The organism is Flavihumibacter profundi (assembly GCF_020076305.1).
Taxonomy (GTDB): Bacteria; Bacteroidota; Bacteroidia; order Chitinophagales; family Chitinophagaceae; genus Flavihumibacter; species Flavihumibacter profundi.
On record NZ_JAIQXE010000002.1, the window covers coordinates 491,245 to 515,099 of the forward strand.

The 23,855-nt window shown below is 46.4% G+C and carries 17 protein-coding genes; 16 read left to right on the forward strand and 1 reads right to left on the reverse strand.

The features are described from left to right. The first annotated feature begins 2 nt into the window (after window positions 1-2). The 9 genes from LAQ65_RS11880 to LAQ65_RS11920 are packed head-to-tail and all read left to right on the forward strand — an operon-like array spanning window position 3 to window position 11,446. Window positions 3-1,682, forward strand: a complete 1,680-nt coding sequence (locus tag LAQ65_RS11880) for a glucoamylase family protein (RefSeq protein WP_224117185.1) — start codon at window positions 3-5, stop codon at window positions 1,680-1,682. Between the two features lie 15 nt (window positions 1,683-1,697). Beyond that, window positions 1,698-3,050, forward strand: a complete 1,353-nt coding sequence (locus LAQ65_RS11885; RefSeq protein WP_224117186.1) for a glucoamylase family protein — start codon at window positions 1,698-1,700, stop codon at window positions 3,048-3,050. A gap of 44 nt (window positions 3,051-3,094) precedes the next feature. Continuing rightward, window positions 3,095-4,822 (forward strand): GMC oxidoreductase, encoded by a 1,728-nt coding sequence (locus LAQ65_RS11890; protein WP_224117187.1) that lies wholly within the window; start codon window positions 3,095-3,097, stop codon window positions 4,820-4,822. Continuing rightward, window positions 4,819-5,238, forward strand: a complete 420-nt coding sequence (locus LAQ65_RS11895; RefSeq protein ID WP_224117188.1) for a DoxX family protein — start codon at window positions 4,819-4,821, stop codon at window positions 5,236-5,238. The genes LAQ65_RS11890 and LAQ65_RS11895 overlap by 4 nt, the downstream gene beginning before the upstream one ends. Before the next feature lie 12 nt (window positions 5,239-5,250). Further along, a complete protein-coding gene (locus LAQ65_RS11900) occupies window positions 5,251-7,002 on the forward strand; it encodes a family 43 glycosylhydrolase (protein WP_224117189.1) in 1,752 nt (583 codons plus the stop codon). Continuing rightward, window positions 7,002-7,664 carry a GDSL-type esterase/lipase family protein gene (locus LAQ65_RS11905; RefSeq protein WP_224117190.1) on the forward strand — a complete coding sequence of 221 codons (663 nt, stop codon included), beginning with the start codon at window positions 7,002-7,004 and terminating at the stop codon, window positions 7,662-7,664. The genes LAQ65_RS11900 and LAQ65_RS11905 overlap by 1 nt, the downstream gene beginning before the upstream one ends. Before the next feature lie 10 nt (window positions 7,665-7,674). Then, a complete protein-coding gene (gene bglX / locus LAQ65_RS11910; RefSeq protein ID WP_224117191.1) occupies window positions 7,675-9,966 on the forward strand; it encodes a beta-glucosidase BglX in 2,292 nt (763 codons plus the stop codon). Window positions 9,967-9,990: 24 nt separating this feature from the next. Beyond that, window positions 9,991-10,782 carry a 3-keto-disaccharide hydrolase gene (locus LAQ65_RS11915; protein WP_224117192.1) on the forward strand — a complete coding sequence of 264 codons (792 nt, stop codon included), beginning with the start codon at window positions 9,991-9,993 and terminating at the stop codon, window positions 10,780-10,782. Between the two features lie 49 nt (window positions 10,783-10,831). Continuing rightward, window positions 10,832-11,446: an HAD-IA family hydrolase gene (locus LAQ65_RS11920; protein WP_224117193.1), complete on the forward strand. Its 615-nt coding sequence runs from the start codon at window positions 10,832-10,834 to the stop codon at window positions 11,444-11,446. 24 nt (window positions 11,447-11,470) lie between these two features. On the opposite strand, the gene LAQ65_RS11925 is transcribed toward LAQ65_RS11920, so the two are convergent. After that, a complete protein-coding gene (locus LAQ65_RS11925; RefSeq protein WP_224117194.1) occupies window positions 11,471-11,713 on the reverse strand; it encodes a hypothetical protein in 243 nt (80 codons plus the stop codon). A gap of 147 nt (window positions 11,714-11,860) precedes the next feature. Between LAQ65_RS11925 and LAQ65_RS11930 the strand changes: the two genes are divergently transcribed. From LAQ65_RS11930 to LAQ65_RS11960, 7 genes are all read left to right on the forward strand, one after another. Further along, the gene (locus LAQ65_RS11930; RefSeq protein ID WP_224117195.1) at window positions 11,861-12,331 is read left to right on the forward strand and encodes an LSm family protein; all 471 of its coding nucleotides are present in this window, start codon (window positions 11,861-11,863) and stop codon (window positions 12,329-12,331) included. Window positions 12,332-12,342: 11 nt separating this feature from the next. Then, window positions 12,343-13,590, forward strand: a complete 1,248-nt coding sequence (gene nusA / locus LAQ65_RS11935) for a transcription termination factor NusA (RefSeq protein WP_224117196.1) — start codon at window positions 12,343-12,345, stop codon at window positions 13,588-13,590. A gap of 25 nt (window positions 13,591-13,615) precedes the next feature. Then, entirely contained in the window at window positions 13,616-16,660 is a 3,045-nt protein-coding gene (gene infB / locus LAQ65_RS11940; protein WP_224117197.1) for a translation initiation factor IF-2, read from the forward strand. Window positions 16,661-16,746: 86 nt separating this feature from the next. After that, window positions 16,747-18,105, forward strand: coding sequence for a peptidylprolyl isomerase (locus LAQ65_RS11945; RefSeq protein ID WP_224117198.1), 1,359 nt, complete (start codon window positions 16,747-16,749; stop codon window positions 18,103-18,105). 98 nt (window positions 18,106-18,203) lie between these two features. Next, window positions 18,204-22,490 carry a PAS domain S-box protein gene (locus tag LAQ65_RS11950; RefSeq protein ID WP_224117199.1) on the forward strand — a complete coding sequence of 1,429 codons (4,287 nt, stop codon included), beginning with the start codon at window positions 18,204-18,206 and terminating at the stop codon, window positions 22,488-22,490. Next, complete coding sequence (locus tag LAQ65_RS11955) at window positions 22,483-23,124, forward strand: response regulator (protein WP_224117200.1); 642 nt, start codon at window positions 22,483-22,485, stop codon at window positions 23,122-23,124. Before LAQ65_RS11950 ends, LAQ65_RS11955 begins: the two co-directional genes overlap by 8 nt. 15 nt (window positions 23,125-23,139) lie before the next feature. Next, window positions 23,140-23,823 (forward strand): uracil-DNA glycosylase family protein, encoded by a 684-nt coding sequence (locus tag LAQ65_RS11960; RefSeq protein ID WP_224117201.1) that lies wholly within the window; start codon window positions 23,140-23,142, stop codon window positions 23,821-23,823. Window positions 23,824-23,855: the final 32 nt, after the last annotated feature.

Here is a 23,855-nt window from a genome sequence, read left to right on the forward strand (position 1 = left end):
ATATGACTATGGTCTTCAAATATTCAGTAATTGTACCTCTTTTCCTTTGGGGCATAACCGGCTGCGGAAGATCATCTACAGCACCTGAACCAACCCCGCCTGCTAAACAAATCAGTGTTAATAGTATAAAGCTGGATGGGTCTGCTTTTAACAGCCAGCTATACAATGTGGGCATCCGGCCGGCGATAACAGTGGAATTTAATGAACCGGTTTTACCAACTAGTATTGCCAGTGCAGTTCAATTGACCAATGTATCGGGTGTCAATACCCCGATAACCACTACGCTGCAGAACCATGATTCCGTATTGGTGGTTCAGCCGGCTGCCAATCTCCTTAATTTGAGCAGGTACAATTTTACTGTCAGTGCATCCTTGCGATCTGCATCTGGCGGCGCTATTATTGCAACAATCGATAAGAAATTCGTTACCCGGATTGATTCTACACCCAAATTCGCCAGCATCTCCGATGATGAGTTGTTGACCCTTGTCCAAAAAAAGACCTTTTCTTATTTCTGGGATTTTGCACACCCGGTCAGCGGACTTGCAAGGGAGCGGAATACTTCCGGTGATGTTGTTACTTCCGGCGGATCAGGTTTTGGCGTGATGGCCATTGTTACCGGGATACACCGCAATTTTATCACCCGGCTGGAAGGCCTGGCAAGAATGAAAACCATTGTAGGATTCCTGAATAATAAAGCACAAAAATTTCATGGTGCGTTTCCACATTGGATGAATGGAAGCACTGGTGCTGTTATCCCCTTTAGTACAAAAGACAATGGCGCTGATCTTGTTGAAACAGCTTACCTGGTGATGGGACTACTGACCGCCAGGCAATATTTTGATGGTGCAGGGGCAGATGAAACCGGGCTGCGCAATGATATCAACCTTATTTGTAACGGCGTTGAATGGAGTTGGTTCCGTAAAGGAAATGAAGATGTCCTGTACTGGCATTGGAGTGAGCAGTATAACTGGGATATGAACCTTCCCGTGAGGGGTTGGAATGAATGCCTGGTTACTTATGTGCTGGCGGCTTCTTCCACCACTCATGGTATTCCCGCCTCTGTTTATACCAATGGCTGGGCGGGTAATGGTACCAATGGATTTATAAACGGGCACCAATATATGGGTATTCCTTTACCTCTGGGGCCTGCTTATGGGGGACCGCTGTTTTTCTCCCAGTATTCTTTCCTGGGCATCGACCCGAATGGACTAAAGGATCCTTATGCCGATTATGCAATCCAAACCACTAACCATTCGCAGATCAATTACCAGTACTGCATAGCCAACCCGAATCATTTTTTTGGCTATAGTGATGCGGTGTGGGGACTGACGGCCAGTGATATTCCCGGCGGGTATACTGCTAGTTCACCCACGAATGATATTGGTGTGATAGCCCCAACGGCGGCCATATCTTCGATGCCATTTGTCCCCGGGCCGGCCATGAAAGCCCTTAAGTTTTATTACTATACCCTGGGTGATAAACTCTGGAAGGAGTATGGCTTTGTGGATGCGTTTTCCTTACAGGAATTGTGGTATGCCGATTCCTTCCTGGCTATCGACCAGGGTCCAATAATTATTATGGTTGAAAATTACAGGTCCGGTTTATTATGGAACTTGTTTACTTCCTGTCCGGAAGTGAAAACAGGTATGAAGTCGCTGGGCTTTAATGCACCTTATTTATAAAGGATATAAACAACTATGAACCTCCGACAACTTTTACTTTTGCCCGCCGTATTCATTTTTTCTGTCGCGGTTTTTGGCCAGAAAAAGAAAGCGGCCCCGGTTGCCCAACAAACAGTAACCCGGCCAACAGGCCTTGACGATTCGGCTTTGTTAGACCTGGTCCAAAAGCAAACCTTCCGGTATTTCTGGGATTTTGCCCACCCGGTTTCTGGCATGGCCCGTGAGCGCAGCAATGTATCTTTTGATTATGGTGATGAGGTGGTAACAACCGGGGGTACCGGCTTTGGCATCATGGCCATAATTGTAGCCGCGGAAAGAAAGTGGATCAGCCGGGATACTGCCGCAAAGTTCCTGCTGAAAATGGTGAATTTCCTGGTGAAGGCACAATCCTACCATGGTGCATTCCCGCACTGGATGGATGGCGCAACCGGGAAGACAATTCCTTTCGGCCGCAAGGATGACGGTGCCGACCTTGTGGAAACTGCTTACCTCTTCCAGGGCCTGCTTTGTGCCCGGCAATATTTTAACGGCAATGGCCAAACGGAGACAGACCTTCGCAATATAATCGGCTGGATGTGGGATGATATTGAATGGAACTGGTTTACGCAGGGCGGGCAGGAAGTGCTTTACTGGCACTGGAGTCCGAATAATGGCTGGGCCATGAATTTCCCGGTACGCGGTTTTAATGAATGCCTTATAATGTATGTCCTGGCTGCATCGGGTGAACGATACCCGGTTAGCAGCGCTGTCTACCACCGTGGCTGGGCGGTGAGTAATTTTTTTAAAAACGGCAAGGAGTTTTATGGCATTAAACTACCGTTGGGTTTTGATTATGGCGGTCCGCTTTTCTTTTCGCAATATTCATTCATGGGACTTGACCCCAGGGGCTTAAAAGACCAATACGCCGATTACTGGGAACAAAATAAAAACCATACGCTGATCAACCGCGAACACTGTATCAGAAATCCGAATAATTTCAAAGGCTATGGAGTAAATTGCTGGGGGTTAACCGCCAGTGATACTTATAATGGATATGATGCCCATTCTCCCACCAACGACAATGGAACCATCACACCCACAGCAGCATTATCGGCATTTCCGTACACCCCGGATTATTCCATGCAGGCCCTCCGTCATTTTTATAACGACCTCGGAAACCAGCTCTGGAGTGAATACGGGTTTGTTGATGCTTTTAATGAAACGCGTAACTGGACGGCAAAAAGCCACCTGGCCATAGACCAGGGACCGATTGTAGTGATGATTGAAAATTACAGGACTGGTCTTTTGTGGAAATTATTCATGAGTGTTCCGGAAGTGCAGGGCGGGTTAAGGAAACTGGGATTTCAAAGTCCATATTTGAAAAAGTAAATATTGGATCACCGCTCACCGCTCACCGCTTACTATAAATTGCTATGCCAGATACAACCAACATCCACCTCAACACTGCCGCAAGGGCCGCCAATACCTACGATGCTATTGTTATAGGCAGTGGCATCAGCGGCGGGATGGCAGCCAAAGAACTTTGCGACAAAGGGTTAAAGACCCTCGTATTGGAGCGGGGCCGGCCAATTGAACATATTAAGGATTATCCGACTTATAACCTCAATCCCTGGGAGTTTAAGCACCGTGGTGAAATTCCCCGGGATTTTATTAAGGAAAATCCCCTCATCACCAGGGCAGCGGGATTTGCAGAAGATACCGCTCATTTTTTCGTAAAGGACAATGACCATCCTTATGTACAGGAAAAACCCTTCGACTGGATCCGCGGCTACCAGGTGGGTGGCAAATCTTTAATCTGGGGCAGAAGCTGCCAGCGCTGGAGTGATTTCGAATTTGATGCGCCCCGCCGCCTGGGTTACGCCGTCGACTGGCCAATCAGGTATAATGACATCGCTCCCTGGTATAGCCATGCAGAAAAATTCGCAGGTATCTGTGGCGAAAAAGATGGCGTTCCTTCTATGCCCGATGGTGAATTCCTGCCCGGCTATGAACTGAATTGCGTTGAACAGCACATGAAAGAAGTACTCTGGGAAAAATACAAACGATACTATATTACAGGTCGCTGGGCTCAATTGACAAAACCCACGGAACTGCACCTGGCCCAGGGCCGGGGCCAATGCCAGAACAGGAACCTCTGCATGCGCGGTTGTCCCTTCGGCGGCTATTTCAGCTCAGTAACCGCAACGCTTCCCTGGGCGAAAAAAACGGGCAACCTAACTGTCAGGCCGCATTCAGTAGTACACTCAGTTATCTATGATGAGAAACTGGGCAAGGCAACAGGCGTTCGGGTAATCGACGCAGTTAGCAAACAGGTTATGGAATTTTATGCCCGGATCATTTTTGTAAATGCATCCGCCCTGAACAGTAACCTCATCCTGCTTAATTCTACCTCTGCCCGTTTCCCCAATGGCCTCGGAAACGATAGCGGGGTCCTGGGAAAATATATTTGTTTCCACAATTACCGCGGCAGCATGTATGGCAGGATCGACGGCTTCAAGGACAAATATTATTATGTGCGTAAACCCGCCGAATGTGTGATTCCCAATTTCAGGAACCTCGGAAAAGAAGACACCAATTTCATTGGCGGTTATACCATATTCAGCGGGGCCAGCAGGGAAGGCGCAAACCCATGGCGCGTTGCCAATGGTATTGGTGAAGAATTGAAAGCGGAAATAACAGAACCCGGCGACTGGACGGTTTACATGTATATGCAGGGTGAAACCATACCCAAAGAATCTAACCATGTTCGCCTCAGCACAGACCAGAAAGACCAATGGGGTATTCCCCTGCTGGTCACTTCAGTGGGCTATGATGATAATGATGAAAAAATGGTGAAGGATTTTCTGGAACAGGGAGAAGCTATGTTAAGCAGTGCGGGTGTAAAAGATATTGTTACCCACGATACACACCAGGCACCCGGACTGGATATCCATGAAATGGGTGGCGTCAGGATGGGTAAGGATCCAAAGACTTCCATGCTGAACGAGTTTAACCAGCTGCATGCCTGTAAGAATGTTTTTGTAACTGATGGCGCATGTATGACAAGTACCGGTAACCAAAGCCCGTCAATATTATACATGGCTTTCACTGCAAGGGCAGTTGACCATGCTATCCGGGAAATGAAAAATGGTAATTTATGATCCCGCATTTTTTTTCACCGGAAAGAAAAATATTTTATGAGCCTGGTATTGCCGGGCTACGCATCATCACCGGACTTTTCCTGGCCTATCATGGCTGGGAAATATTTGATGCACAGAAGATGCAGGACTATGCTAAATGGCTAACTGATTTGCATTTCCCCAGCCCACCGTTGATGGCCACCCTGGGTAAGCTTGCAGAATTAGTGAGCGGCATATTTATTACCATTGGATTGTTCACGAGGCTGGCTGTTTGGCCAATGATATTGACAATGCTGGCCATTGTTTTCACCATGGGCCATGGTAAAATATTTTATGAAGACCAGCATCCATTTATGTTTGTCCTGGTTGGCCTCTTCCTTTTTTTTAATGGTCCCGGTAAGTATAGTGCCGACCATGCTCTTTTCAGTAACCGTTAACCTTCATTACGCATGCGAAAAGTAATCTTTCAATATTTAACAGGCCTGCTTTTGTTAACCGGGCTATCCACTAACGGCATCGCACAACAGAAGACCTATTGTAATCCCATCAATATCGATTATGGCTATTGCCCTATCCCTAATTTTTCCGAATGGGGAAAACACAGGGCAACAGCAGACCCGGTTATCGTTTTATACAAAGGAGATTATTATTTATTCTCTACCAACCAGTGGGGTTATTGGTGGAGCAGTGATATGCTCAACTGGAATTTTGTATCCAGGAAATTCCTTAAGCCTTACCACAAAGTTTATGACGAACTATGCGCGCCGGCGGTTTGGGCTATGGGTGACACACTGCTTGTTTTCGGTTCAACCTATACCCGTGATTTTCCTATCTGGATGAGCACCAATCCGAAGGGTAATGTATGGTCTGAAGCTATCGACTCACTGCAGATCGGCGGCTGGGACCCCGCTTTTTTCCTGGATGATGATGGCAAATTATACATGTACAATGGCAGCAGTAACCGCTATCCTTTGTATGGGGTGGAAATGAACCGTAAAACCTTTCAGCCTGTCGGGACCAGGAAGGAAATGTATTTCCTGGAAGACTGGCGATATGGGTGGCAGCGCTTTGGTGAATACATGGACAATACTTTTTTGGATCCTTTTATCGAGGGTGCCTGGATGACCAAACACAAGGGCAAATATTATTTACAATATGGTGCGCCGGGTACAGAAATGAGCGGTTATGCCGATGGGGTAGTGGTGGGTGATAGTCCGCTCGGTCCATTTACCCCACAGTCTGACCCCCTTAGCTTCAAGCCCGGTGGCTTTGCAAGGGGAGCCGGCCATGGCGCAAGTTTCCAGGATAAATGGAACAATTACTGGCATGTTTCCACCATGATTATTTCAGTGAAAAATACCTTCGAAAGACGCAATGGGATATGGCCTGCCGGCTTTGATGATGATGGTGTCATGTATTGTAACACCGCATTTGGCGACTATCCGCATTACCTTCCCAATGGTGAAGCAGACCACCTTAAAAGCCAGTTCACCGGCTGGATGTTACTGAACTATAAAAAACCGGTACAGGTATCCTCTACATTGGGAGCTTATGGTGCAAACAATGCAGTTGATGAAAGCATCAGAACTTATTGGAGTGCAGCAACTGCTGATAAAGGGGAATGGATCAGCACCGACCTTGGGGCAATTTCGACAGTGAATGCAATACAGATAAATTATGCTGACCAGGATGCGGAATTTATGGGCAAGCAAACAGGTATTTTCCACCAGTATAAACTATGGTATTCGACAGACGGGAATAAATGGCGTATCCTCGTAGATAAATCTGCCAGCCAAAAAGACGTTCCCCATGATTACATTGAACTGGAGAAGCCTGTGGAGGCGAGGTTTTTAAAGTTGGAAAACATCCATATGCCCACGGGGAAATTCGCCATAAGCGGCCTGCGCGTTTTCGGGAAAGGGAAAGGGGAACTACCCAAAAAAGTAAAAGATTTTATCGTGCTGAGAACCGAGAAGGACAAACGAAGTGCACTGATTAAATGGAGCCCCGTCGACAACGCATATGCGTATAATATTTATTACGGCACCAACCCCGGAAAACTATACAATTGTATCATGGTACATGATGCCAATGAGTATTATTTCAAGGGAATGGATAAAGAGAAAACCTATTATTTCACCATACAGCCAATCAATGAAAACGGTATTGGTGAAAATTTCAAAACAGTAAAAGCAGAATAATGCATCGGTTCAAACTTATATACCTGTTGGTCTTGTTTTTTGGCCAGGGAATGATGGCCCAGTCGCCCCCGTTTTTTGATGACATGCAGGCCTTTAAAAAAATGGACAGTGTCCATAAGCCGCCAAAGCAGGCTATTTTGTTTGTAGGCAGCTCTTCCTTCACCAAATGGACCGACCTGCAGGATTATTTTCCGGGATATACCCTTATCAACCGCGGGTTTGGCGGCTCTTCACTGCCCGACCTTATCCGGTATGAAAATGATATTATCTTTCCCTATAAACCCAGGCAGGTTGTGATCTATTGCGGTGAAAATGATTTTGCAGCAGCAGATACGGTTACAACTGATATGGTGTTTGCCCGCTTCACCCGTTTATATTCGGATATCCGTCACCGGTTACCAAAAGTTTCCATTGTATTTGTATCCATAAAACCCAGTCCGAGTCGCCGGCACCTGCAACCCAAAATAATTGCAGCGAACCAGCAGATCCGTGGTTTTTTGTCGAAAGAAAAAAATACAGCATTTGTAGATGTTTATCCGTTGATGCTGGAAAGTGACGGGTCAATGATGGGGCAAATTTTTCTTGCCGATAGCCTGCACATGAATGCCGGCGGATATGCTATCTGGAAAAAAGCGATCCAGCCATATTTACTGAAAAAATAAAACCGCATATATGAAATTTCCTTTTAGGTGCTTTACCCTCCTGGCCCTGGTGTTATTTTATAGCATAGCAAATGCGCAAACTTCCGATCCGGCAAAAATGAAATCCTTCATTGATGCCTTAATGGCCAGGATGACGACCGAAGAGAAAATAGGGCAACTTAACCTGGTCGTTGGCGGTGAAGCCACTACGGGTTCTGTGGTAAGCATGGATGTTAGCAGTAAGATCCGTAAAGGCCAGGTTGGTGGCATCTTCAGTGTAACTACCCCGAACCGGGTGAGAAAGGCGCAGGAAATGGCAGTGAATGAAAGTCGTTTGAAGATCCCTATGCTCTTTGGCCTGGATGTAATTCATGGCTACAAGACTATTTTCCCGATACCCCTTGGACTGAGTTGCTCCTGGGATATGCAATTAATTGAACAAAGTGCAAGGATTGCCGCACAGGAAGCAAGCGCAGATGGATTAAACTGGACTTTTTCCCCGATGGTTGATATTTCCCGCGACCCAAGATGGGGGCGTGTTGCAGAAGGTTCTGGTGAAGACCCGTACCTGGGTTCCGCAATCGCCAAAGCAATGGTTAAGGGATACCAGGGCGATGATCTTTCCGCGAAAAACACCATTATGGCCTGTGTAAAGCATTATGCACTCTACGGCGCAGCTGAGGGCGGGCGTGATTATAATACTGTTGATATGAGCAGGGTGCGTATGTATAATGAATATTTCCCACCCTATAAAGCCGCAGTGGATGCAGGTGTTGCTACCGTAATGACTTCCTTTAATGAAATCGATGGTATCCCCGCTACTGCCAACAAATGGCTGATTACTGATGTGTTGCGCAAACAATGGGGCTTCAGGGGAATGGTGGTTTCTGATTATACATCCGTTAATGAAATGACCAGCCATGGATTGGGTGACCTGAAAACAGTATCGGCACTGGCTATTAAAGCCGGGCTTGATATGGATATGGTGGGTGAGGGTTTCCTCACAACATTGCAGCAGTCCTTAAAGGAAGGGAAAGTAACCATGGCAGATATCAATCGCGCCTGCAGGATGGTTTTGGAATCGAAATACAAACTCGGGTTATTTGAAGACCCTTATCGGTATTGTGATGAGAACCGCGCGAAAAATGAACTTTTTACGGAAGCGAACCGCAAACAGGAACGCATAACCGCTGCGCATTCTTTCGTGTTATTAAAAAACCAGGGGCCTGTCCTGCCACTCTCCAGGAAAGGCTCCATTGCACTGGTTGGTCCATTGGCCGACAGCAGGGAAAATTTAGTGGGTACCTGGAGCGTTGCTGCAGATTACGCAAACCCCCCAATCTCATTGTTGACCGCAATTAAACAGGCTGTTGGCTCTTCTGCCAATGTCCTCTATGCTAAAGGAGCCAACTTAACCCGGGACGCTGATATGGAAGCCAGGGTAAGCATATTTGGAAAGAAAATGGAAAGGGATAATCGCCCGGCTGACGTACTGATTGATGAAGCGCTGAAAGTCGCCGCAGGGGCCGATGTAATTGTTGCGGCCCTGGGTGAAGCCGCTGAAATGACCGGGGAATCATCCAGCCGGTCTGATATTAGCCTTCCTTCCAGCCAGAAGGATTTATTAAAAGCATTGGTTAATACCGGGAAACCGGTTGTCGTGGTGTTATTCACCGGCAGGCCCCTTGTTTTGCCTGAAGAAGAAAAAATCGCCACCGCGATCCTGAACGTTTGGTTTCCTGGTTCTGAAGGCGCCAATGCCATTGCGGATGTGTTGTTTGGCGATGTAAACCCTTCAGGAAAACTAACTGCCAGTTTCCCCAGGAGCGTTGGCCAGATTCCCATTTACTACAGCAGCAAAAATACCGGCCGCCCTCTTGTGGGAACCGGCTTCGAGAAATTCAGGTCCAATTACCTGGATGTACCCAATGATCCGTTATTTCCTTTTGGCTATGGGTTGAGCTATACCAGTTTTGGATATAGTGAAGTAAAACTCAGTAGTGCAAATCTGAAAGGAAACCAAAAGCTGGAAGCATCGGTAACGGTGACCAATACCGGAAAATATGCCGGCGAAGAAGTGGTGCAATTGTATATCCGTGATATTGTAGGTACCAATACCAGGCCGTTGAAAGAATTGAAAGGGTTCCGGAAAATCAGCCTGCAGCCGGGAGAGGCAAAGCAGGTAAACTTTACCGTTAGTACCGACGATCTCCGGTTTTATAATAATGACCTCAAATACGACTGGGAGCCCGGCGCTTTCCGCATTTTTATCGGGACAAATTCGAGGGATACAAAATCAGCCGACGTAAATTGGACAAAGTAATATTAACTAGATTACACGCCGAATATGAAACCGAAAAAATTGTTTTCCGCAATTCCACTGGCACTGGCAGTCTTTATCTGCTCTTTTTCCACCCACCAGAAAGACAACAGGAAGTGGATTGAACTTTTCAATGGAAAAGATATCAAAGACTGGATGGTTAAGATCAACCACCATGATGTCGGCGATAATTTTGGTAATACCTTCCGGGTAGAAGATGGTATCATAAAAGTGCGGTACGATAAGTACAAAGACTTTAATGAACAGTTTGGGCACCTTTATTACAAGACGCCTTATTCATATTATCATTTGTTGGTGGAATACCGCATAACCGGGGAGTTTTTAAAATCCGCCCCCGAATATGCTATGAGAAATAGCGGCGTAATGCTGCATTCCCAGGATCCACGAACAATGCTCAAAGACCAGGATTGGCCTATTTCGGTGGAGTTGCAACTGCTGGCCGGACTGGATGACGGATTGCCCAGGCCAACCGGAAATATGTGTTCCCCGGGTACCGATGTCGAATTCAAAGGCCGCATTGACCCGCGGCATTGCATAGAATCCAGTTCCAAAACATACAAACTCGACGAATGGGTAACTGTTGAAGCCATTGTGCTCGGCGATTCTTTAATTACGCATATAGTTAACGGTGATACAGTATTGCAATATGCACACCCGCAGGTTGGTGGGGGTGTGGTGCACAATTATGATCCCGCACAAAAGCAGGATGGCAAATTGCTGAAAAGCGGTTTCATTGCCCTCCAGGCAGAAGGCCAGCCCGTCGATTTCAGGCGCGTCGCAATCCAGGTCTTGAAGTGAACCATTCACCATTCACTATTCACCATTCCCCCCTCCCTATCTTCGCACCATGGAACCAATTAAAAACGTACTTCTCGACCTTGGCGGGGTTCTCCTGAACCTGGATTTTGCAGAAACAGAAGCCGGATTCGCCAGGTTGGGACTTACTGATTTTAACCGGCATTTTTCTCAATTCAAATCTTCCCCCTTATTTGAAGAACTTGAAACAGGGGCGGTAACCCAGTCGCAATTCCTGGCCCATTTTCGCCAGGAAACCGGCGTAACAGTTCCTGACCAGGCTATAATAAAGGCCTGGAATGCCATGCTGCTCGATTTTCCTGCCGAACGGATCAGCTGGCTGGACAAACTTTCTGACCGCTACCGGGTTTTCCTGTACAGCAATACCAATGCTTTTCACCATGATGCCTTCCAGGAAAGCTTTTCCTCAGCCCACCCCGGAAAGCCCTTTGATGATTATTTTGAAAAAGCCTACTATTCCCATATCCTGGGTAAAAGGAAGCCATATGTGGAATCTTACCACCACCTGCTACAGGATGCAGGTATCCAGGCACATGAAACTGTTTTCATAGACGACACTATGCCCAATATAGAAGGGGCAATAAATGCAGGCTTGAAAGCCATTCACCTGGCTCCCGGAACAACAGTGCTGGACCTTGATTTGTAGTTGGCCAAAAAACCGTTAACCCGGTTATTTCAGCTCCTCAAAATCGATATAATCACTGGAAAATTTTTTAGGGTTGGGGCGGTTCTGGTTTGCCTCCTGGCTTTGCGCATACCCTTGTTGGGCGCGCATCTGGGCCTCCATCTGATCTTGTGCGGCTTTGAACTGCTGGCGCACGCTGCGGGTGGCCTTGCTGACAGGTATCACAAAGCCAAAAATAAACCGGTATGCGATGTACGCCAATAACAGTAGTAATACAGTTTTTAACATAGCCAAACAAAGGTACAAGCTATCTTTATAATGCATTTGTTAATCTTAACAATGCGGTAATTTGGGCCGTATTGGACATTTACCTTACATTTGCACCAGTAAAAGAATCATGAGAAGGGAACGGAAGCGTTCCCTTCTTCCATTTTGATGACGAACGAATCTATCATACAGTCCGTTAGCCAGTTGATCCAGGAATTGATCGCAGGAGATACCGATATGTTCCTTGTTGAGGTAAGGGTTAAGCCTACGCACAACATCAAAGTCTTCCTGGACGCAGATTCCGGCGTTAATATTGCCCGCTGCGCAACGGTTAACCGGGCTTTGTATAAAAAGATCGAAGAGGCTGGATGGTTCCCGGAAGGTGATTTCTCACTGGAAGTGTCTTCCGCCGGACTGGATGAACCTTTGAAAATGTGGCGCCAATACAAGAAAAATATTGGCCGGACTGCAGAAGTAACCATGAATGACGGGGCAAAATTTTCAGGTTTACTGCAGGAAGTAACGGAAGACGGAATCGTTCTCGAAGAAACAATAGGAAAGAATAAGAAAAAAGAAGTTATAGCACATTCCTTGCTATTCGATAACATTAAACAAACCAAAATTCAGGTAGTATTCTAAATAACACTACTATGGCAAGTATCAATTTGATTGAAGCATTTCAGGATTTCAAAGAGGCAGAGAATATCGATCGCCCAACGATGATGAAAGTCGTTGAAGACGTATTTAAAACCCTGCTGCGCAAAAAATATGGCGCCGATGACAACTTCGACGTTATCGTTAACGCCGAAAAAGGTGACCTGGAGATCGTGCGCAGGCGTATGATCGTAGAAGATGGCGCAGTTGAAGACCCCCTGGCAGAAATCGCCTATAGCGAAGCACGAAAGATTGAACCCGATTTCGAAGTGGGCGAAGAACTCTACCAGGAAGTCGAAATTCTTGATTTCGGCCGTCGCGCCATCCTGGCCGCCAAACAAACACTGGCGAGCAGGATCAGTGACCTGAAAAAGAACGTCCTGGTAAAAAAATATGGCGACCGCGTCGGGGATATCATCAGCGCCGAGGTTTACCAGGTGTGGAAAAAGGAAATCCTGCTGCTGGATGAGGATGGAAACGAACTGATCCTCCCTAAAAGCGAACAAATCCCCCAGGATTATTTCAAAAAAGGGGAAAGCATCCGCGCAGTAGTAAAAAAGGTTGAACTGAAAAATAATTCACCTGTTATTATTTTATCACGCACCAGTCCATCTTTCTTGGCTAAATTGCTTGAAATTGAGGTGCCTGAAATTTTTGATGGCCTCATTGTTATTAAGAAAATCGTCCGCGAACCTGGTGAAAGGGCAAAAGTTGCCGTTGAATCCTACGATGACCGTATTGACCCCGTGGGTGCCTGTGTGGGCATGAAAGGTAGCCGTATCCATGGAATCGTTCGCGAACTGAAGAATGAAAACATTGATGTAATTAACTGGACCAACAACCAGCAGCTCCTCATCCAGCGGGCATTGACGCCTGCGAAGATTACCAGTATGGAACTGGACAACGAAAAGCACCATGTGAACGTCTTCCTTAAACCCGACCAGGTTTCCCTGGCTATCGGTCGTAAAGGTGTTAATATCAAGCTGGCGCAGGAATTGACCGGTTTGACCATCGACGTATTCAGGGATAATGAAGGCGAAGTGGAAGAATATGATATCGACCTCGATGAATTCAGCGACGAAATCGAAACCTGGATCATCGACGAATTAAAACGCATCGGTTGCGATACCGCACGCAGCGTTTTGGACCTTACAGTTGACGAATTAGAGAGAAGAACCGACCTTGAACGCGAAACTATTGAAGATGTGAAGCGCGTAGTGAAGGAAGAGTTCGAAAAGGAATAATTATCTGTTTACTCAGAAAAAATAAATGGCAGAAACAACAACACCCAGATTGATGGCAGCCGCCAAAGAGTTTAACATCGGTAAAGACACACTGGTGGACTTTCTGGCGAGCAAAGGTTTTCATCGCGATGATCTGAAACCCACGTCCAAACTCACTGAAGATATGTACCATGCTCTTCAGCGTGAGTTCCAGGGCGACAAAGTGGCTAAGATCAAAAGCGACCAGATTGACCTGCCGAAAGGCAGCGTCCAGGAGAAAAAGAAAAAAGAAGAGGAAGAAATACTGTTCCGCAAGGATGTGAAAAAAGCGGCTGAACCTTTTAAAGAGGAAAAGCCTGTAGTAGCAGAAGTTCCCCACGTCGAACCTCCCCAGCCAGCCCCTGAACCTGTGGTGGCTAAAGTAGAACCGCCGAAACCTGAACCAATAGAGCTTGCGCCTGTTAAGCCCGAGCCTGAATCTAAAGCTCCGGAACCAGTCGCCGCAGCCCCTGAAATTGTGAAAGTGGAAGCGCCCGGTATAGAAGGCCCGAAAATCATTGACAAAATTGATCTTTCGGCTATTGACTCTTCTACCCGCCCGAAAAAAACCGTTAAAAAACCAATCGAAGAACCTGCCCCTAAACCGGTGCAGGCAAAAAAATCTCCCGAGCCTGCGAAAGAAGCGCCCGTTGCCCCAATTGCTGAGACCAGGGAGGAAGTCCCCGTTCCGGCAATGAAAGATTTGGCTACACCTGCCCCAGCAGAAACAGAGGAACCAGAAGGTCCTCCTGTTATTGAGAATATCCAGGCCCAGCGCCTTACAGGTCCTAAAATAATGGGTAAGATCCAATTACCCGTAGATAGCGATACCAGGCCAAAACCTGCCGCTTCCCATGATGAGAAACGCAAAAGAAAGCGTATCCCTATCGATAAAAAAGGGGAAAATATTACCCGGCAGCAGGCAAGCGGCCATGCACCAGGACAAGGCATCAGCCGTGGCCCTGGACAAGGTCAGCAGGGTGGCGGATTTAACCGTCCTGCCCAGGGTGGCCAGCAAGGTGGCAATCGGTTTAACCGTCCGGCCGGTGGTGGACAAGGTGCTCCGGGCCGTGGCCCGGCCCGTGGCCCGCACGCAGCTGGCGGCGCTCGTCCCGGACCTCGCGAAGTAAAAGAGATTGACCAAAAGGAAATACAGGAGAAAATACGCCAGACCCAGGCTAAAATGGCTGGTGGTAGCAGCAAAGGCAGAAGCGTGAAATCACGCCGCCTTCGCGAAAAACGCCAGGGAATTGCCGAACAGGAAGGCAACGAAATACAGGATACAACATTACAGGTAACCGAATTCATCAGCGTAAGCGAACTCGCCAGCCTGATGGATGTAGGATATGCTGAGGTTATCGGTAAATGTATGGGACTGGGAATGATGGTTTCCATCAACCAGCGCCTCGATGCTGAAGTGATTGAACTGGTTGCAGGTGAATTTGGATATAATGTTGAATTTATCGGCGTGGATGATGTGGATACTTTGGATGAGGAAGAATTGGAAGATGCTCCGGAAGACCTGAAGCCCCGCTCACCCATCGTTACCATTATGGGTCACGTTGACCATGGTAAAACTTCCCTGCTGGATTATATCCGCTCAGCCAACGTGGTAGGCGGGGAAGCAGGTGGTATCACCCAGCACATCGGTGCTTATACCGTTGATTTACCAAATGAAAAGAAAATTACCTTCCTCGATACACCAGGTCACGAAGCCTTTACGGCAATGCGTGCCCGCGGTGCCAAGGTAACCGATATCGCAGTTATTGTGATCGCCGCTGACGACGCGGTGATGCCACAAACCAAGGAAGCAATTAGCCACGCCCAGGCTGCACAGGTACCGATGATTTTTGCCATCAACAAAATCGATAAAGACGGCGCCAACCCGCAGAAAATCTATGAGCAACTGGCCGGTATGAATATCCTCGTTGAAGAATGGGGCGGTAAATTCCAGAGCCAGGAACTTAGTGCTAAAAAAGGCCTTAATGTTGACCGCCTCCTGGAAAAAATATTGCTCGAAGCCGAAATGCTCGACCTCAAAGCAAATCCCGACCGCGAAGCTAATGGTAGCATGATTGAAGCCACCCTCGACAAGGGTCGTGGTTATGTTGCTACCGTGCTCGTTCAAAACGGTACTTTGCACCAGGGGGATATTGTGGTATCCGGACAATATTTTGGCCGCGTGAAGGCAATGTTCAATGAAAGGAATAAAAAGCTCGATATAGCACCGCCTTCTACCCCTGTATTGATCCTTGGATTGAATGGCGCGCCCCAGGCCGGTGAAACATTCAGGGTATATGATGACGAAAGTGAAGCAAAAGAAGTAGCTACCCGTCGCGCCCAGATCCTCAGGGAACAGGGTATCCGTACCAAGAAACACATCACCCTTGATGAAATCGGTCGCCGCCTTGCACTGGGTAACTTCAAACAACTGAACCTGATCATTAAAGGTGACGTGGATGGTTCCGTGGAAGCTTTAAGTGACTCCCTGATCAAACAAAGCACAGAAGAAATCGCCGTAAGCGTTGTACATAAGGCCGTAGGTGCCATCACCGAAAGTGATGTATTGCTGGCCACCGCTTCTGATGCCATCATCATCGGATTTAACGTAAGGGCCTCTAATCAGGCAGCCCGGCTCGCAGAAAATGAAGGCGTGGAAATCAAGACATATTCCATTATCTATAACGCTATCGAAGAAATTCGCAGCGCTATGGAAGGGATGCTGGAACCAAAAGTGCAGGAAAAAGAAGTGGCTACCGTGGAAATCCGCGAAGTTTACAAATTCGACAAGGCCACAATCGCCGGTTGTTTTGTTACTGAAGGCAAGATCAAACGCGATAGCAAGGTCCGCCTCTTCCGTGATGGCGTACTCATCTATCCCCGCACAGAAGGCGCATTTGCTGAATTGGGCAGCCTGAAACGTTTCAGGGACGATGTGAAGGAAGTCAATAACAATTACGAATGCGGACTTACTCTGAAAAACTTTGCCGATATCCAGGTGGGTGACACCATTGTGGCCATCGAAGAGGAAGAAGTGAAGCGTACCCTTTAAATTAGGCCTATCTTTTTGTTAAAACATACTTTAAAATAAACAGGAGCCAGTCTCCTGTTTTAATTTGGTAGCTGTTAGTAAAGACCATGAAGAAATTATTGTTCATTTTTACCGCGCTCATAGCCGGTTTTCTTTCCCAGGGCCAAACACGTAAAGTGGTGGCAGACAAGATAATAGGTGTGGTTGGTGACAAAATTATCCTGCAATCTGATATCCGTAACGCTATCCTGGATGCACAACGCCAGAACCAGCCTGTTCCTGAAAATGCGGATTGCTTTATCATGGCACAGGCCCTGGCCCAGAAAGCCCTGGTTTTGTACGCCGAAATAGATTCCCTGCCGGTTAGCGAAGAGGAAATTGAATCGCAGCTCGACAACCAGGTCCGGGGATTCGTGAATATGTACGGTTCGAAGGATGCCCTTGAGCAAATCGCCGGCCGCACCGTTTACCAGATCAAGGAAGATTTCAGGGTGTCTTTCAGGGAACGCAAACAGGCCGAACTGATGCGGAATAAAATCGTTGCTAATATAAAAATCACCCCTACCGAAGTAAAAGCTTTTTACGAACAGATCCCTGTTGATAAGCTGCAGTATTATGAGAGCGAGGTTGAGGTTGGCGAAGTAATTGTTTATCCTAAGGCAAGCCGCGACCTTGAATTGTACGCTATCGAAGAGTTGAATGACATGAAGAAACAGGTGGAAAGCGGCAACAAAAAATTTGAAACACTGGCCAGCCTCTATACCGATGATCCGGGTAGCAAGCAAACCGGGGGCATGTATAATATTAACCGTACTGAAAAAACCTGGGACCCGGCTTTCCTTTCCAACGCTTTCCGCTTAAAAGAAGGCCAGGTTTCTCCCGTGTTTAAATCAAAATTCGGGTACCATATTATTCAAATGGTAAGCAGGGCAGGCGATGACGCTACCGTAAGGCATATCCTGAAAATTCCAACGATTACAGATACCGAAGTGAACCTGATGGTTAATAAACTTGACTCCATTCGCAGCAGGATAAATTCTGGTGAGCTTAGCTTTGGGGAAGCCGTATCAAAATACAGTGACGCCGATGAGGCAAGGTTTACAGGCGGAATGAGGCAGTGCGGAAATGGCACCTACTGTACCTTCGACCAGCTCGATAAAGACCTCGTACTGTCCCTCAAAGATCTCAAGCCCGGCGAATTGTCAAAGCCTATTCCTTATACCGATGAACGCGGTAAAAAAGCAGTGCGGATCATCTACCTTAAATCGAGGTCAGAACCTCACCGCGAAAACCTTAAGGACGACTATAACAGGATCGCTGACAGGGCTATTGAAGAGAAAAAAACCGAAGCCGTTGAAAAATGGTTTAAAAGTAAAATCCCAACATTTTACCTTGTCATAGATCCCAAGTATGCCAGCTGTGAACAACTGGCACCCTGGGTTAAAAATATTTCGAAGAACCAGTGATGCAATTTCCTGTGAAATCAGCAGTAGGCCTGCCTTCGGGCAGGCTTTTTTAATGCAGGGACAACGCAGGCTGGTCTGAATTATTTGTACATTTAGATATGAACTCCAATTTCCTGCCTGATATTGAATTAGGGGTGAAGATCCCTTTCAGGTTTTATTGTGACAACGATAGCCTGGTGCAGTATTGTTGCGATAACCTGAAGCAACAATCAGGCATCTTCAACGACCGGAGTAAGACCTGCACCCTGGATGAACTCTTACACCTCGATAACAACGCCGGTAATGCACTTAAGCATGTAATAAAATACCAGGAACCTGTCTGCTTCAGGGCATCTGTCAGGATAAAGAAAGAAAGCCTTTTGCCTGTTTACTGGACTGTCGTTCCTGGTGAAACCGGCTACAACTGGTATGGGTTCCCGGCCAATGAAAAAGACAGGATTGAAGGAAGGTTGAGGGAACTGGAACTTATTGTCTCTTCCTTCCATGACGTTGTTTTTGAATTGGGCGCTACAGGCGAATTCCTGAATTTCTGGGTCAGGGACCCGGATAAATTATTTATCCCGCCTGCTGCCTTCCTCGGGAAAAATATTTTTGAAATTATACAGGAATATTTCACCCCATTGGCAGGGTTATTTACAGGGGCCCTTAAGGAATCAATCGCAACCGGCACCAATAATATCGTCGAATACCAACTGCCTGGCCTGCCTGAATGGTTCAATTGCAGGTTTACAATGGTTAAGAATCCCGAATCGCAAATTGTAGGCATGCTCGTGATCATCACTGATATCACCGCGCAGAAAAAGCTGGAGATCAATTTGCGCCAGAGTGAAGAACGGCACCGCGATTTATTTGAAAACGCGAATGATATCATTTATATCATTGATACCGCTAGCAGGATCACATCAATGAATAAAATGGCGGAAGAGTTGCTTGGGTTTACCGAATCAGAAATGATTGGAAAATCATCCCACCTCTTTTTTGCCCCTGAAAAGTTGGCCGCGGCCCAGTTGCAAGGTGACCTTAAGAGGAATGGAAAGGTTAAAACAACGTTGTATGAATCTGAATTTATATCCCGGTCGGGCACCAGGATCCCCGTAGAAATCAGTTCAAGGATAATTTATAAGGATAATCTGCCCATCGGCATCCACGTTACTGCCAGGGATATCAGCCTCCAGAAAAAATCACAGCAGGAGTTGGCAAAAAGTGAGGCCAGGTTCAGGTTCTTATCCGAATACTCGCGCGATATGGTATGCCTTCACCGGCCCAATGGGGACTATGTTTATGTTTCAGCTGCTTCGAAATATATGCTTGGTTATGATCCGGAAGAGCTGATCGATAAATCACCCTATGATTTTTTCCATCCCGATGATGCGGAAACAGCGGTCAGGGATGCACATAATAAAAACTCAGAGGGTTTGAAAACCCCTTCCGTACAATACCGGTACCTTAAGAAAGACGGGGAGTATGTATGGCTGGAGTCAATGTCGCAACCCATCCTGGAGGAAGGCGAAATCATATATATCCAAACCAATACCCGCGATATTTCCGATCGCAAATCAGCTGAACAGCAACTGGTTGAAAAAGACCGACTGTCTTCTGCCCTGGCACAGGCTTCCCGGATTTTGCTGGAACGAAACAACTTGCTGGAAGGCCTTGAAGATTGCTTCCCCGTTTTGGGTAATGCCGTCCGGTCAGAATGCCTGTTCGTTTTGAAATACAATGTTGAAGAACCTGAATTATACCATATCTGGTGTGAAAACACCCCATGCTCAGTTATAGACAGGCGCCATCAATTCCTAAGGTCATCTGTACTCATCGGTGATGCGGATTCCTATAAGCCGGGACAGTTTTTTGAATTCCAGAAAGCTACTGTAGTAGATCCTGAAATCCGGCAATGGATGGTTGACCTCGATTACCAGTCTCTTTTACTGATTCCTGTTGTTACGTCTGATGGATTTTGGGGCTTATTGGGATGCGGGCAAAAAAAACAGGCCCGGACCTGGAGTAAAACGATTACTGACTCATTAACCACTTTTGCTTCCTCAATGAGTAGTGTCCTGGACAAAAACCTCAGGGATAAACAACTTAAAGACAGCGAAGAAAGGTTTAAAGCGCTTTTCCAGAATTCATTGGATATAGTTTTCGTAGTAGATGAATTGGCACGCATCACTTTTGCTACCCCAAGTTTGCAAAAAATCCTGGGTTACGATGAAACAGAACTTATGCAGGAATTCTGCCGTTCTATCGTTCACCCCGAAGAAAGGGATTTATTCAATGAAGCGCTTAATAAAATGGCCACAGGCCAGCAGGAAGACCTGGTACTCCCTTTGCGTGTAATGCACCGCAATGGCAATTGGGTCTGGATGGAACTGAAAGGCCAAAGCAAACTCGGCAACCCAAATATCAATGGCATCATACTTAGTTTGCGGGATATCACGGAATACATTGAAATCGAAAAGACATTAAAGCAATACTCCCGGAAAATAACCGGGATGCTGAACAGCATTACTGACGGATTTATTGCACTGGACATGGATTTCAATATTTCCATGTTCAATACGGTCGCGGAAGAGCTGCTTAACTATAACCTTAAATTAATAGTTGGTGGAAATGCGCTGGAACTGTTACCCGATGCCGGAGATGCTATTGATTACACACCCTTAATCAAGGCAGTGACCGAAAAAAAGACCATCCGTTTTGAGCGGTTTGTCCCATCACTCAACCGCTGGTTTGATGTTAGCGCATTCCCCTACGACGAAGGCATTTTTGTATATTTCAAGGATGCCACCGAAAGGAAACACCGCGAAAATTTATTGCAACTGGAAAAAGAAGTACTGGAAATGCATACAGGCTCTTCAGCTACTTTACCTGCTATCGCAGACCATTTATTATCCGGACTGGAATTGCTCAGCGAGAATATGCGCTGTGCAATTTGCCTGGTAAAAAACAATCTGCGGGAAGCAATTTGTATATCAGCGCCCGGCCTTCCGCCAGTATTCCGGGAATTGGTTGAATCGACACCGTTGGTCCCAAAATTTACCATCTGCGGCAGGGCTATTTTGTCCCGCAGCCTGGTAATGATTCCTGATATTGAAAAAAGTGACCTGGCTGAAGTAACCCGGAATGCCGCCAGGTCATTGGGCATTAAGGCTGCCTGGTCAATACCGATTATCAGTTCAACCAATGAAATCCTGGGCACTTTTGCAGTGTATTTCATGGAAGCCAGGAAACCGCACCCGGAAGAAATCGCCATGATCAGCAGGGCTGCACATATCCTTACGATGATCGTTGAAAACAAGCAAAGTGCCGAGAAACTCCGGATTAGTAATGAACGTTACCTGCTTGCCACAAGGGCAGCAAATGAGGCAATCTGGGACTGGGACGCGGAAGAAAAAGTGTCATTCTGGGGTGAAGGTTTCAATACCCTGTTTGGTTATCCTTCCAGGCATTACAGCAGTGAATCCCAGAATTGGGAGAATAAAGTACATCCCGAAGACAGGGAAAGGGTTATCAGTAATATCGCAAAATTTGTTTCCGGGGAAAAGAGGGGACAGTTCACTGAAGAGTACCGTTTACTGAAAGCAGATGGTACTTATGCAATGGTAATTGATAAAGGATATTGTCTTTATGACAACCAGGGAAAAGTTATCCGGATGGTCGGCTCAGTGGAGGATATAACCGAAAGGAAGAAAATGGAAGAACAATTGCTCCAGCAGGAAATACACAAACACCAGCAGATTGCCCAGGCCGTGGTTGATGTCCAGGAAAATGAAAGGGCTGAGATTGGTAAGGAATTGCATGATAATATTAACCAGTTGCTTACCACCGCAAAACTGTTCCTGGAAGTAGCTGAAAATAACCAGGATATGAGGGCCCAGATGATCCGCAGGAGTTCTGATACAATCATGGGGGCAATCAATGAGATAAGGAAAATCAGCCGTTCGCTCATGCCGGCAAGCATTAGTGACCTCGGACTTATTTCTTCTGTCAATGACCTTGTCCAAAACATTGCCATTGCCCGTCAGCTGGTGGTTGATTTCCGCTATGATGCCAACCTCGATAAGCTGCTGCACCCCAAGCAGAAACTGATGTTATTCAGGATCATCCAGGAACAGGTTAATAATGTTTTAAAGCATGCACAAGCCAGCAGCCTTGTCATAGCCATCTCTTATATGCCTAAGAAAACCAGGCTGGAAATAGCTGATAACGGCATTGGCTTTGACCTGGGCATCGCAAAAATGAAAGATGGTGTCGGATTGTCAAATATTATGAGCCGTGCGGCAATATTCAATGCCGATGTACAGGTAATTACTTCTCCCGGGAAAGGTTGCCAATTAATAATAGATTTGCCTAATACCCCAAAAAATACAGTGCCTCATGAATAAGGTTTCCATCCTGATAGTAGATGACCATAAACTGATTCGCGAAACCTGGAGTTTTATCCTTGGCAGCGATCCGCGTTTCCAGGTGATTGCTGATTGTGGTGACCCTGAACAAGCTATTGAACTGGCCAGGGAATTCACCCCCAATATTGTGCTAATGGATATCAACATGAGCCCCATTAGTGGTTTTGATGCTACGGAACAGATTCGCCGCGTATCACCCCAAACAAAGGTCATTGGCGTTTCCATGCATTCGCAGCCTGCTTATGCGCGCAAAATGTTGCAGGTTGGCGCACAGGGTTATGTTACTAAAAACAGTAGTCGCGATGAAATGGTGAAAGCGATATTGGAAGTGGATAAAGGCAATAAATATATCTGTGACGAAATCCGGAGTATTATCTCGGAGCAACTGACCGGCAACGAATCAGATAGTCCCGATATCCATAGCCTTACAGAACGGGAAATACAAATCATACAATTTATTAAAACGGGCAATTCATCCAAGGAAATTGCCATGGAACTGGATATTTCCCTCAAAACGGTTGAAGTACACCGGCATAATATCCTGAAGAAGCTGAAACTGAAAAATTCTGCATCACTGGTCAATTTTGTTAATAGCAATCCAAGTTTGTATTAGATAATAAGTATTACAGTGGCCAGCTTTGCCCAGGCAGCAATTGCATTTTTTGCAGCGGTACAACCCCCGCCGCGACTTCCAAAAGGGATCAAAGCGCTTTACCCTCATAAGGACCCTGCAGTACAGCAGGTGATCCGCGAGTTTTTCAATAAGTATTATTCGGATAAGGGTAGGCGATATATGCTGATAGGTATCAACCCGGGCCGTTTTGGTGCAGGTATAACCGGTATTAATTTTACCGCCCCCAGGCAATTGCGTGAGGAATGTGGCATTGAACATTCGTTTGGGAATTCCTCAGAATTATCAGCCGAATTTATTTACACTATGGTGAATGAGTATGGCGGACCGGAAAAATTTTTCAGGCATTTTTATATTGGCTCGGTAAGCCCGATTGGTTTTCTAAAAGAGGGTAAAAACCTGAATTATTATGATGACCCTAAGCTGGCTGAAATGATAAGGCCATTTGCAACCCGATGCCTGCAGCAACAACTTGACTTTGGTATTTACCGGAAGGTGGCCATCTGTATCGGAGGCGATAAAAACTACCGCTACCTGAAATCCCTGAACGACGAATTCGGATTCTTTAAAGAACTGCTTTCCGTACCCCATCCAAGGTTTATCATGCAATACCGGCGATCCTCAGTAGCCCGGTATTACCAGGAATATTTGGCTGCCTTAAGCCATTGTTTAGAAAAATAATAGCTATTTTTAGGACTGATAATGCACTTTTT